The following is an 11898-nucleotide window of genomic DNA, read 5'->3' as shown; positions in this document are numbered from 1 at the left end:
TATTAGACCAGGAGCATGCCCGCTGCTACCCCCTCTCCATACCTTTGCACAGGATGGATTGATGCCCATGACCTCCAGCACAGTCACCGTTGACAACAAGTCCGTGGAACTGCCGGTAAAAGAAGGCACGATCGGCCCGAGCGTCATCGACATTTCCAAGCTCTACGGCCAGACCGGGATGTTCACCTACGATCCCGGCTTTACCTCGACGGCCGCCACCGAGTCGAAGATCACCTATATCGATGGCGACGCCGGCATCCTGCTCTATCGCGGCTATCCCATCGACCAGCTCGCCGAGCACGGCGACTTCCTCGAGACCTGCTATCTGCTCCTCTACGGAGAGCTGCCGACCGCAGCCCAGAAGGCTGATTTCGACTATCGCGTCACGCGCCACACCATGGTGCACGACCAGATGCACCGGTTCTTCACCGGCTTCCGCCGCGACGCGCATCCGATGGCGATCATGGTGGCCTGCGTCGGCGCACTCTCGGCCTTCTATCACGACTCGACCGACATCTCCGATCCGCACCAGCGCATGGTCGCGTCGATGCGCATGATCGCCAAGATGCCGACGCTCGCCGCCATGGCCTACAAGTACTCCATCGGCCAGCCCTTCGTGTATCCGCAGAACGATCTGGACTATACCTCCAACTTCCTGCGCATGTGCTTCGCGGTGCCGGCGGAAGAGTACAAGGTCAACCCGGTGCTCTCGCGGGCGCTCGACCGGATCTTCATTCTGCACGCCGATCACGAGCAGAACGCCTCGACCTCGACGGTGCGGCTCGCCGGATCCTCGGGCGCGAACCCCTTCGCCTGCATCGCGGCCGGCATCGCCTGCCTGTGGGGGCCTGCCCATGGCGGCGCCAACGAAGCGGCGCTGAAGATGCTTGAGGAGATCGGAACGCCCGACCGCATTCCGGAATACATCGCGAAGGCCAAGGACAAGAACGACCCGTTCCGTCTCATGGGCTTCGGCCACCGGGTCTACAAGAACTACGACCCGCGCGCCCGCATCATGCAGAAGACCACCCACGAGGTGCTCAACGAGCTCGGCATCAAGGACGATCCGCTCCTCGATGTGGCCGTGGAGCTCGAGCAGATCGCGCTGAAGGACGATTACTTCGTCGAGAAGAAGCTCTATCCGAACATCGATTTCTATTCGGGCATCACGCTGAAGGCGATGGGCTTCCCGACCTCGATGTTCACGGTGCTGTTCGCGCTCGCCCGCACGGTCGGCTGGATCGCCCAGTGGAGCGAGATGATCGAGGACCCGTCCCAGCGCATCGGCCGCCCGCGCCAGCTCTATACCGGCGCGACGGAGCGCGACTACGTGACCGAAGCCCGACGCGGCTAAGAAACGCTCCGCAGAGATAAAGTCATGCGCAGAATGCACAACCTTTCCCTTGCCGGCCGCTACGCCCCATTGGCCGGCTGCGTCATCCTGACGGGCGCCGCCTTCGGGCTCGTTCTGCAGCCCGCCAGCCTGACCCTGGCCGCGGCCTTCGGCCTGCTCTCCCTGCTCGGCATCTACGACATGCTCCAAGAAAAGCATGCAATTACGCGTAATTATCCGATTATCGGGCATGTTCGCTTTCTGATCGAAGCCGTACGACCGGAACTGAGGCAATATCTCCTTGAGACCGAGTTCGAAAAGCTGCCGTTCTCAAGAACCCAACGATCCTTGGTCTATGCCCGGGCAAAGAACGAGCCGGACCAGCGCCCCTTCGGGACCCTTGTGGATGGCTACTCAGATGGCCATGAGTTCATCGGTCACTCCATCCGTCCGAAACCGGTGGCCGACCCATCAGGATTCAGGATCAGCATTGGCAACGATCAGTGCGTAATGCCCTACTCGGGTTCCATCCTCAACATCTCGGCCATGAGCTTTGGGGCGCTCAGCGGCAATGCGATCATGGCCCTGAACAAGGGCGCGAAGATCGGAGGATTCGCCCACGATACCGGCGAGGGGAGTATCAGCCCCTACCATCGACGCTATGGTGGTAACCTCATCTGGCAGATTGCCAGCGGGTACTTTGGTTGTCGCAACGAGGACGGCAGCTTCTCTCCAGAGCGCTTCTCGGAGCAGGCATCGGACGATCAGGTCAAGATGATCGAGATCAAGCTCAGTCAGGGGGCTAAACCGGGCCATGGCGGCATTCTGCCCGGGCACAAGGTGAGTGCGGAAATTGCCCAGACCCGTGGGATCCCGGTCGGCCAGGAATGTATATCGCCCGCAGCCCACAGCAGCTTCCGCACACCTGTCGAGATGATGCTGTTCGTTGCGAAGCTCCGCAGTCTCTCAGGTGGGAAGCCCGTTGGTTTCAAACTCGCTGTCGGGCACCCCTGGGAGTTCATGGCAATCGTAAAGGCGATGATTGAGACCGGGATTGTGCCAGACTTTGTCGTCGTTGATGGAGCGGAAGGCGGGACGGGCGCAGCTCCACTCGAGTTCACCGATCACGTAGGAGTGCCTATGCGTGAGGCCCTGCTCTTGGTGCACAACACTCTTGTCGGAGCAGGGCTGCGTGACCGCATCAAGATCGGCGTCAGCGGCAAGATCATCTCAGCATTCGATATTGCGTGTGCCCTTGGCATTGGGGCCGACTGGGTCAATTCTGCCCGGGGCTTCATGTTCGCTGTCGGCTGCATACAGGCACAAAGCTGCCACACCAACAAATGCCCGACCGGTGTCGCGACTCAGGACCCCTTGCGGCAACGCGCTCTCGTTGTTCCTGACAAGGCACAGCGGGTCGCCAACTTTCACAGCAACACGATGCATGCTCTCGCCGAGCTTCTTGCCTCAGCGGGGTTGAACCATCCCTCCGACTTGAAGCCCCATCATTTGGCCCGGCGGATCAGTTCGTCTGAGATCAAGCTGTTCTCGCAGCTGCTTCCTTACCTTGAGCCCGGCGAACTGCTCAGCAAAAGGAACGACCATCCCTTTTATGCGAACTCTTGGGCCTTGGCGCGTCCGGACCGCTTCTCGGTTCCTGCACCGTAGTTACGCAAACTACTGGCAGCTCTGCGAAAGCACCCGGGACTCAACCTCTTGGACATCCGAGAGCCCGCGCACGATCGAGTGAGGAGGTAGCCTGAGACACACAAGTATCACCGGCGCCAAGGCGCCATCCAGATCAGGAAATACGCAATGTTACGAAGGATTTTTCCCAGCTTGTTCATGAGCGCGCTGGGCGCTCTTGTGGGATTGGCCACGGTGCCGACCGCGCACGCCCAGGAACCGGCTCTCCCGGTCCGGCCGGCGCTCAGCGAGGACGCCGACGCCGCCCTCGCGACGCTGAACAAGACGCTCTCGGCTTCGGAGCTCTCATTCTCGGCAAAAACCTCCAGGGTCTACCTGAACGAATCCGGACAGCCGCTGCACATCTTCCATACGATGAAGGTTCTCGTGCGCCGTCCCGACCGGCTCAAAATCCAGGTGACCGGCGATGACGGAGCCAACGACCTGTTCTACGACGGCAAGACGGTGTCCCTCTTCTCGCCTGACCGCAAGGTGTATTCGGTGATGCCCGCTCCGGGAGGCATCCCGGCAGCGCTGACCGAGGTGCTCGACAGGCTCAACATCGATTTTCCGCTGGTCAACTTCTTTGGTGTGTCACCGGACCAATCGCTCCTGCGCAAGGTGGTCGCCGGCTGGCAAGTTGGAACAGCCACCATCGACGGCGTCGAGTGCCGGCATCTGTTCTTTCATCAGATGGCCGGCACCGAGATGGAATTGTGGGTCGAGAACACTAACGCGGCCATCCCGCGTCGGTTGATCGTCACCTACCGGTTGCTGCCCGGTCAGCCGCGTTTCGTCGCCGAATTCACCAACTGGGACAGCAAAGCTCACCCGTCCGACTCCGTGTTCGCCTTCCAGCCGCCCGCCGACGCGAAACAGGTCGAGTTGATGCCGGCCGTTGCCCCGGGACAGCCAAGGAGGCAGTGATGAAGCATTCGATATGGGTTTTCGCGACTCTTCTCGCCGCCACCGCAGCAGCATCGGATGGGGCCGTTGCCCAACCGGCTCTGCCCCAGCTGCCGGGTCCGCCGTCGGGTGGCTTGCCGCGCCCGCCATCGGGCGGGCCAACCGGCGGCCCACCGATGAGAGGCAGCCTGCCTGGCGCACCTAACGGCGGCGCAATCCGCGGCTCTGTCGGATCGGGGAACATGGTGGCCCCCGTTCGCGGCGGGAATGTCGCGGCGCACGGTCCCATGGGCTCCGGGAACGTGGTTGGCTCCGGCAACGTCACGGTCAACCGCGGCGTCAACGTCCATGCCAGCGCGTTCTATGGCGGCCGGTCCGGATCCTATGGGAGCGGCTACTACAATCCCTACTGGGCCTATGCGACAGGGGCCGCCACCGGAGCCGCGGCCGCCTCAAGCGCGAACAACTACTACAACAGCGGAAGCGGTTACTACAGCAGTGGGAACAGCTACTCTAGCAACGACGATGGGTACTCGAGCAGTGGGAGCGGATCCTTTGGCAGAAGCACGAGGTCGGGCACCTCTCATCAGCGCTCGTCGTCCGCGAGTGATAACTGCCGCTAAATATAGGCCTTCGGCAGTGACCCCCGATCTGGCCGAGACCATCTGCTGCGTCCCGGCCTATCGGCGATTTCTGCAGCTCAGAGCGCGAACTCCTTGCAATTTGGACAGGAGCCGCGCTGTTGAGACCGAGGGTCGTCTCCTTCCAATCTTGCCGGCTGCGTTTGCCAGGGCACGAGCCCATCTCCTCGACCGATCCTCTCCCGAGACATTGAACCAGGGGCGAGTAGATGATGAATGATACGACTAAATCCCAGACGTCGCTGCCTCGGACCGATGCCCGGTCGCGAAGCAATGTGCCTCCGCTTCCCCATTCGGTCCAAGAGCATCTCGGCCAGGAGCTACGGGCGGAATACTCTCAGCGAGGGGAGAAGCCTCAATACCTGGGCGACCCGGCTCTGCCGCTCGAGTTCGATTCCTACCTCTACCGTCTTGAGCAGGTGGAGCGGGCCGCCAGGCTCGCTCGGATCCGCGAGCATGGCGCGCTGGCAGTGGCGGATGCCCTCGCAGACCTGATCCGATAGGGAGAACCGCTGCTCCCATGCCTGATGGCTCGCACAGGATCCAGACGGCTAGCGATCAGGCCCTCTTGAGTTCCCACGCGTCCAAGAAGAAAGCACCCAGCATCCTCTTGAGGAGAGAATGGCCGAGCACGGCATCTCCATCGATCACGCCGCCGTGCCTCGATGCCCTCTCGCTGAACCTGGTTCGTCCGGCCCCGTTCGCATCCCACCTGGATGAGCAGCAACGTCTCGGCTGGGACGTGGGTAGGATGATTCCTTCTGATGGTGCACCTGCGCATCGATGAGCCGAGTGCGTCGTCTGCATTGGAACATCTGGCCTGCGAAAGCCCACCATGCGGCGGCTCTCATGTCCATCGCGAAGACGGCCCCATCAGAACCGAACTGCTTGATGACAGCGCCCGCGGCGGCTGTGCCCGTGGCCGCCAAGTTCACATGACCTCCTCGACGATCCAGCCAAAACACTGAGGCGGACGCCGGTGCATTGATATGTCCTGAATATTATAGGTCAAAAAACAATATATTGGACCCATGTTAACCTGGCACCTAACTCTTTCCATGCCTTGGCATAGCAAAGGAGGCAGTGATGAAGCATCTGATCCGGGTTTTCGCGGGTCTTCTTGCCGTAACCGCAGCGACGGATATGGCCGTTGCCTTTCCAGGCCCGCCAATGGGCGGCCCACCGATGGGCGGCTTTCCACGTCCGCCGATGGCTGGTCCAATGATGAGAGGTCGCCCACCCGGCCCACCAAGCAGCGGCGCAATCCGCGGCCCTGTCAGACCGGGAAAAGTCGCGGCACCCGTTCGTGGCAGGAATTTCGGGCCGCCTGGTCGTGTCGGTTCCAGGAATCTCGGGGCACCCGTACGGGCCGGGAAAGGAGTCGCACACGGTCCCGTGAGCTCCGGGAACGTGGTGGCCCCCGTTCGTGGCGGGAATGTCGCGGCGCACGGTCCTTTGGGCTCTGGGAACGTGGTCGGCTCCGGCAACGTCACGGTCAACCGGGGTGGTGACGTTGCCGGCGCGTATTATGGTGGCAGGTACGGATCCTATGGTGGGCGGTACGGGTCCTTTGGGGGCCGGTACGGATCCTATGGGAGCGGCTACTATTATCCCTACGATTGGGGGGCGTATGCGGCGGGGGCCGCCACTGGAACTGCGGCCGCATCGAGCGCGAACAGCTACTATAACAACAACGGATACTATATCAACGGAAGCAGCTATTATAATAGCGGGAGCGGATACTCTGGTGGAGGCGCGAGCCCAGGAACCTCTCATCAGCGCTCCTCGTCCTCAACCGACCGATGCCGCTAACAAACAGGAAATGATGCACGGTTCCTTGCTTGCAGCAGCGGCTTCACTGGCTCGCGACTGCCTCGGTTCTCGCAGAACCGGGGCGGCCTTTGCAACACAGGTGGGACATCCCTTGGCAATAGGAATTTTTTGCGGCGGAGCAAGTGCATCTCATATAGCCAACTGCACTGGTTGAAGCGGATGATAGTGCATCCGAGTGTCGTGACGGCGGGATGGATGTCCTCACGGTGCTCATAGCGAACGGACAGGTCGCAGAGCGGAAAGGTATTCCTACACTGGAGTGTTACAGGAATTGCTGACGCGATAGGCTGATGCACGGGAGAGACGAGGATGCAACCCATTCCCATACTCGCCACCAGTCTCCGCCCAGTATCATCCAACAGGCTGTCTGGCATAATTTGCTGTCAAGGTTCAGCTGTGGAGAAACTCTCCAGACCGCTCCATCGAGTGTCGGGTCTCTCAGCCAATCCTGAGCATGGCTTGCCCAAGAAAAATCGTGCTGAGAACTCTTATCGGGCAGTGCACCGACGGAGACAGAGCGTCGCCGCTATCTCCATTACTTCAGTTTCAGTTCCGTAACAAATCAGAATCAAAGGCCAGTCACATTGCTGTAGCTTTCCGCAAGACCGACAGTAGTCGGCGGGCTTGGGCCTTCCTCGAGGCCGCTCTCCTTCCTGCTTCGAAGCTGCCGATAGGGAATGAGTAACATTCTGCAATCCCTCAGATTGCTATCGGTTCTCAGAGCCCATCAGGCACCCCGGTGTCGCTTTCCTTTGGTATCATGCTGATCCGGCCGGACGATCTCCAGGAAGTTGACCACGGCTGGATCGTCAGCGTCCCGGCGGAACACGACGTCGGTTCCGACCTGCGTCGTGTTGCCAGAGATGGGCCTGTAGACGACGTGCTCGCCGATGCTGACCGAGCTGACCGACGACGGAACGATGGCCACTCCCAACCCGGCTCCGACAAGGCTCACGATAGAAAACCCGCTCCGCACTTCATATGCGACACGCGGCATGAACCCGATCACCATCTGGATCAACGAGCGGTCCTGTTCAATGTCTGATCCGACGTAGACAATGAACGGTTCGTCCGCGAGTGCCTCTCGCGGAATTCGGCTCCGCTTCGCAAGAGGATGGTCCGCTGGAAGCGCCACCCTCAGCGGCCATTCCGCCAAGCGGATCGCATCCAGTTCTGGCGGCAGCTTCCCGGTAGGGCTGTCAACAAAGTTGGCTATGAACCCGATATGGATACGACCTTCCAGGAGCTGTGCGATCTGTGTGCTCGGATGGAGTTCGTGGAGCCCGAGTTCGACGTCGGGAACCCGTCGCTTGTACTGCCGCAGGACTCCTGACAGTACCCCGGAATAAGACGTGTCTGCGGAGTAGCCGATTTCGATGCGACCGATCTCGCCGCGTCCGGCCCGACGGGCCACGACGGCGGCATGCTGCGCCTGTTCAAGGGTGCGGCGGGCCTCCTTGAGGAAAAGGCGGCCCGCCTCTGTCAGGGTCACCACCCGGTTGGTCCGGCTGAGGAGCTGGACACCCAGCATGTCCTCCAGGGCCTTGATCTGGATGCTCAAGGCCGGCTGCGCGATGTGGACCCGCTCCGCAGCCCGGCCAAAATGCAGTTCCTCCGCGGTCGCGACGAAGTACCGGAGCTGGCGCAGATCCATTGATAGGTTTCTCTAATCGTAAAGCTAAGAATAATATATTAGATCTGGGCCATACGGGCAACTAATCCCTATCCATGCCTTCGCACAGGATAGATTGATGCCCATGATCTCCCGCCCGCGCACCGTCGACAACAAGCTCGTCGGACTACCGGCTAAAGAAAGGTTGACCGGCCGGAGCGTCATCGACACCTCAAAGCTCGATGACCGGACAGGGATGCTCACTTCCGATCCGGGCTTCACATCGACTGCAGCAACGGAAGAGAAGATCGCCCATATCGACGGCCAGACAAGCATTCTGCTCTCTCGTGACAGCCCGATCACCCAGCTCCGGAAGCACGGCGACTTCCTTGAGGAAAGCGAGGCTCGTTTCCGTACCCTTGCCAACATGATCCCAACCATCGTCTGGATCGCGGCTCCCGACGGCACGATTACCTTCGTCAACGATCAATGGTTCAGCTTCTGTGGCATCACACCCGAACAGAATGTCCGCTGCTGGCCCGAGTTGGTGCTCCATCCCGATGATCAGGCCTGCTGCATGGAGGCATGGACCGCCGCGCTGCGGAGCGGATGCAACTTCGAAATTGAGACCCGCATCCGTCGCAATGACGGTGAGTATCGCTGGTTCCTTACCCGGGCCATTCCGGTTCGGAATGCCGAAGGAGCCATCACAGCTTGGTTTGGGACAAGCACCGACATCCATGACCGCAAGCTCGTCGAAGAGGCCCTGCGTGCCAGCGAGGCGCGGTTCCGCACCATTGTCGAGACCGCCAATGATGGGATCTGGTTGATCGGCGTGGATGCTCGGACGCAGTTCGTGAATGCCCGCATGGCGGCCATGCTGGGCTGTACCCCGGACGAGATGATCGGGCGTTCGGCGCTGGAGTTCACCTTCCCCGAGGATGAGCCGAACCACCGCGAGCGGGTTGGCCGCAATCTTGCAGGCGAATTCGAGCAGTTCGAGATCCGCTTTCGGCGTAAGGACGGTGCGGCCATTCCCGTCTTGGCCGCCACCAGCGCCCTGCGTGACGAGTTGGGGCAGGTCTCGGGTGCATTGGGCATGTTCTCTGACATGAGCGAGAAGAAGCGTCTGGAGGAGCAGCAGGCCTTGCTCATGCGCGAGCTCCATCACCGGGTGAAGAACACACTAAGCACGGTGCAGGCCTTGGTGAACTCCACGGCCCGCAACGCGCCCTCGATTCAGAACTTCAGGGATTCCTTGACCCAGAGGATCATGTCCCTCGCACAGACCCACACACTCTTGTTCGACAACGAAATGGCGGGCGTGCAGCTACGGGATATTCTGCGCAGTGAGCTCGAGCCTTATGACGATCAGACCGGCACACGCGGCATCCTGACCGGGCCGGACCTGGACATGCCTTCCCACCTCACTCTGGCTGTTGGGATGGCGGTACATGAGCTGACGACAAACGCGGCGAAATATGGAGCACTTTCCAGTCCGCAGGGACGCGTTCATGTCACATGGAGCTTGCCTGCCGCGGACGTCGAGAAGAGCAAGATCCGGTTCGAATGGATGGAGCAAGGCGGCCCCCCCGTGGCCGTGCCGGACCGCAAGGGCTTCGGAACAACGCTGCTGGAGCGAGTGCTCAGCCGTCAGCTCGGCGGTGAGGTTGAGGCGGCCTTAGTGGGTGTGGCGCGATCATGATTTCCTGCACGACGCGAGATATAAAGCCTAGCGCTAACACCCTTTCAAGGTACGACCACACTGGTGACTAGCATGCAAGCATCAACCAGAACATGCGCCCTTCTCATCGTCTGCGCTATTCACACGAGCTGTCAGATCGGGGGAAGCCGGCGTCCTCCCTCGCACGGAGATCCCTCCCCCGCCATCACTGTCCAGCACCTCCGAGGCTACATCTCGCGCGGCGGTGGCGCGAACTGCACCATCCGGGGCTCCAGCGCCGATTGCTTCTTATGCGAAGGAACGCCCGGCTTCTGAGCCTGCGATCGGGCCTATCATGATGGGACGCGGGATGGGCACAGGTTTTCGCTTCTGAGCCCTCGGCCTGAGCGGAATATTCAACCTCTTGTCAGATCTCTCAACTTAGAGATCAGGCCGCTTGGCTAGGAGCTACTGAGGTACGACTGCGCTCTGCCTAGTGGATGAGGATGACATACTTTGATGTGATTGCTGCCGCGCATGGAGGCCCATACATTCTGCCGTGCGCGATGGCGATGCAGTCGCTGTAGCGCTGCCCTCCATGGGCGTTTCCTCCCTGAACTTGGGCTGCTGGCGACGGCAGCCCCTTTTCTTCTTGCTCCGGCCGCGTTGGACACTGACCATGATAGCGCATCAGATCTCTGCCTCCTCACCCGTCCGCGATCGTATCCTGGACGCTGCGGAGGAGCTGATTTGCATCAGAGGCGTCGGGAGCTTGACGCTGGAAGCCGTCGCTCACATGGCCGATGTCAGCAAGGGCGGAATTCTCTATCACTTCCGCTCCAAGGACTGCTTGATCTCCGGTCTGCAACAGCGCCTCGCGGAACATCTCGAGGAACGGCTGCGGGACACGAAGCATCAGCCGCTTCCTGTCTTGCTCGCCTTCCTTCGCGAGCTGCGACAGAGCTACGAAGCTGGCGGGCGCTGCTTTGCGCCGCTGCTGCTCGCACGTGAGCAGCAGGATCCATGCCCGGAGCTGCAAACGCTCATGACCAACCTGATCCGGCGGAGTGACGTCTCGGACAGCCGCGACGGCGGCCTGCTGCTGTTTGCATCGCTCGGGTTGGTTCTCGCGAGCCTGACGCGCATCCCTCACCTGAAGCCCGAACAAGCCCAGCATTTCTTTAATCGGCTGGAGGACGCAGCGGATGTGCTTGCGAACCAGCCTCGTGAAGAGGCTGGTGTCCCATGATGGCACTGATGATTTTGGGACTGTCGGGCGATGGATCGGTCGCGCTTACAAGAGCCCACCCAAGCACGATGACGGACACGGCTTGCACCGTGCTTCAGCAGGATGCGAAGTTGATGAAGGACATCGGCGCCGAACTCGGTGCAGTGTTCCCGCAGGTAAAGACCGTCAGGCTCGAATGCAGGAGGACTGACGCCACGCGGCAATTCAAGGACTGAGGGTCGCACAATCGTGTTTTGCTTATCAATACCAGCGGGCCTGCGCCGCAGATGTCGAACCAATGGCTTCGAACCCCTGCTATGACGCAAAGCGGCGATGAAAGTTTGTGACAGCCCTCGAACAGGTCTACCGTCGGGCGATTGCGGTAAGCGGGACATCGGCATAACGCCTCTCACCGGCGTGGCATCCTCATAGGCCTAGAAAAGTTATCCAGTGATCCTGAGCCTAACAAGTGAGTCGTACCCTGTTTCTATTATCTATGTACCACCACCACCGCAGTCTGGCAGCGTCCCTAAGACGGACGTAGCGTGAGCTGAGGCAGTAGCGGCTTCCTAAGGTTGCGAATTGCTACGCACCGTGCGGGACCCGTTCGTCGTATTCGTCCGCCGCCATTCCCGCGTCTTGGCAGTGAGCGTCGAGCGACGGCTAAGTTGTTCTGCGCTCGAAGGATCGCCGAGACCTCACCCTCGTCCATCCAGCACCAGTCACGCCGCGCGATTCGTGAGGAGGTCATCCGAGGTGGAGACGGTCTTCGGCGGCATGCTCACGTCGAAGGAGTTCGTGGGCGCGTCCGCTGCTAACCACTGCTCAAGGGTCTGGTCGATCTGCTCCGCGAGGTCGAGGACCAGATGATGGAGCGGATGCTGGGGGTGGAAGATGGAGGTGCAGGCCGCAGCGGCTGCACCAAGTTCGGTGATTGTGGTCATTCTCTTTTCCCTTTCGGTGCAATTCTCGTGCTCTCACCAGGGCTGCACGCCT

Annotated in this window: 10 protein-coding genes; 8 read left to right on the top strand and 2 right to left on the bottom strand. The window is 60.7% G+C overall.

Translation table 11 applies throughout. From position 1 onward, the window contains the following. Positions 1-61 precede the first annotated feature (61 nt). The 5 genes from gltA to BB934_RS37270 all read left to right on the top strand — a co-directional run bounded on the left by gltA (position 62) and on the right by BB934_RS37270 (position 5069). Entirely contained in the window at positions 62-1354 is a 1293-nt protein-coding gene (gltA, locus tag BB934_RS37290) for a citrate synthase (protein ID WP_099514761.1), read from the top strand. 33 nt (positions 1355-1387) lie between these two features. Next, positions 1388-3001, top strand: coding sequence for an FMN-binding glutamate synthase family protein (locus BB934_RS37285; protein WP_418294819.1), 1614 nt, complete (start codon positions 1388-1390; stop codon positions 2999-3001). A 177-nt stretch (positions 3002-3178) separates the two neighbouring features. Continuing rightward, positions 3179-3946 (top strand): DUF2092 domain-containing protein, encoded by a 768-nt coding sequence (locus tag BB934_RS37280; RefSeq protein ID WP_157934561.1) that lies wholly within the window; start codon positions 3179-3181, stop codon positions 3944-3946. Continuing rightward, positions 3946-4548, top strand: a complete 603-nt coding sequence (locus tag BB934_RS37275; protein ID WP_099514758.1) for a hypothetical protein — start codon at positions 3946-3948, stop codon at positions 4546-4548. The genes BB934_RS37280 and BB934_RS37275 overlap by 1 nt, the downstream gene beginning before the upstream one ends. A 293-nt stretch (positions 4549-4841) precedes the next feature. After that, positions 4842-5069 carry a hypothetical protein gene (locus BB934_RS37270; protein ID WP_237050564.1) on the top strand — a complete coding sequence of 76 codons (228 nt, stop codon included), beginning with the start codon at positions 4842-4844 and terminating at the stop codon, positions 5067-5069. A gap of 2057 nt (positions 5070-7126) precedes the next feature. On the opposite strand, the gene BB934_RS37265 is transcribed toward BB934_RS37270, so the two are convergent. Continuing rightward, complete coding sequence (locus BB934_RS37265) at positions 7127-8053, bottom strand: LysR substrate-binding domain-containing protein (protein WP_099514757.1); 927 nt, start codon at positions 8051-8053, stop codon at positions 7127-7129. 97 nt (positions 8054-8150) lie between these two features. Here BB934_RS37265 and BB934_RS37260 point away from each other — a divergent pair, with 97 nt between their 5' ends. The 3 genes from BB934_RS37260 (at position 8151) to BB934_RS37250 (ending at position 11138) form a co-directional block, all read left to right on the top strand. Beyond that, positions 8151-9716 (top strand): PAS domain S-box protein, encoded by a 1566-nt coding sequence (locus tag BB934_RS37260; protein WP_099514756.1) that lies wholly within the window; start codon positions 8151-8153, stop codon positions 9714-9716. 556 nt (positions 9717-10272) lie between these two features. Next, the gene (locus BB934_RS37255) at positions 10273-10923 is read left to right on the top strand and encodes a TetR/AcrR family transcriptional regulator (RefSeq protein ID WP_418294818.1); all 651 of its coding nucleotides are present in this window, start codon (positions 10273-10275) and stop codon (positions 10921-10923) included. After that, the gene (locus BB934_RS37250) at positions 10920-11138 is read left to right on the top strand and encodes a hypothetical protein (RefSeq protein ID WP_099514754.1); all 219 of its coding nucleotides are present in this window, start codon (positions 10920-10922) and stop codon (positions 11136-11138) included. The genes BB934_RS37255 and BB934_RS37250 overlap by 4 nt, the downstream gene beginning before the upstream one ends. Before the next feature lie 486 nt (positions 11139-11624). Here the strand turns inward: BB934_RS37250 and BB934_RS37245 are convergent, their stop codons facing one another. Then, positions 11625-11846, bottom strand: a complete 222-nt coding sequence (locus tag BB934_RS37245) for a hypothetical protein (RefSeq protein WP_099514753.1) — start codon at positions 11844-11846, stop codon at positions 11625-11627. Positions 11847-11898: the final 52 nt, after the last annotated feature.

It is taken from the genome of Microvirga ossetica, from assembly GCF_002741015.1.
GTDB lineage: Bacteria > Pseudomonadota > Alphaproteobacteria > Rhizobiales > Beijerinckiaceae > Microvirga > Microvirga ossetica.
The sequence above is the reverse complement of the archived record's forward strand: the minus strand, read 5'-3'. Positions and strand labels throughout refer to the sequence as shown.

What these genes read in the sequence shown, in the direction of transcription:
- gltA (WP_099514761.1), top strand. Translation starts at nt 62, where the DNA reads ATGCCCATGACCTCCAGCACAGTCACCGTTGACAACAAGTCCGTGGAA.
- BB934_RS37285 (WP_418294819.1), top strand. Translation starts at nt 1,388, where the DNA reads ATGCACAACCTTTCCCTTGCCGGCCGCTACGCCCCATTGGCCGGCTGC.
- BB934_RS37280 (WP_157934561.1), top strand. Translation starts at nt 3,179, where the DNA reads ATGAGCGCGCTGGGCGCTCTTGTGGGATTGGCCACGGTGCCGACCGCG.
- BB934_RS37275 (WP_099514758.1), top strand. Translation starts at nt 3,946, where the DNA reads ATGAAGCATTCGATATGGGTTTTCGCGACTCTTCTCGCCGCCACCGCA.
- BB934_RS37265 (WP_099514757.1), bottom strand. Translation starts at nt 8,053, where the DNA reads ATGGATCTGCGCCAGCTCCGGTACTTCGTCGCGACCGCGGAGGAACTG.
- BB934_RS37260 (WP_099514756.1), top strand. Translation starts at nt 8,151, where the DNA reads ATGCCCATGATCTCCCGCCCGCGCACCGTCGACAACAAGCTCGTCGGA.
- BB934_RS37255 (WP_418294818.1), top strand. Translation starts at nt 10,273, where the DNA reads ATGGGCGTTTCCTCCCTGAACTTGGGCTGCTGGCGACGGCAGCCCCTT.
- BB934_RS37250 (WP_099514754.1), top strand. Translation starts at nt 10,920, where the DNA reads ATGATGGCACTGATGATTTTGGGACTGTCGGGCGATGGATCGGTCGCG.
- BB934_RS37245 (WP_099514753.1), bottom strand. Translation starts at nt 11,846, where the DNA reads ATGACCACAATCACCGAACTTGGTGCAGCCGCTGCGGCCTGCACCTCC.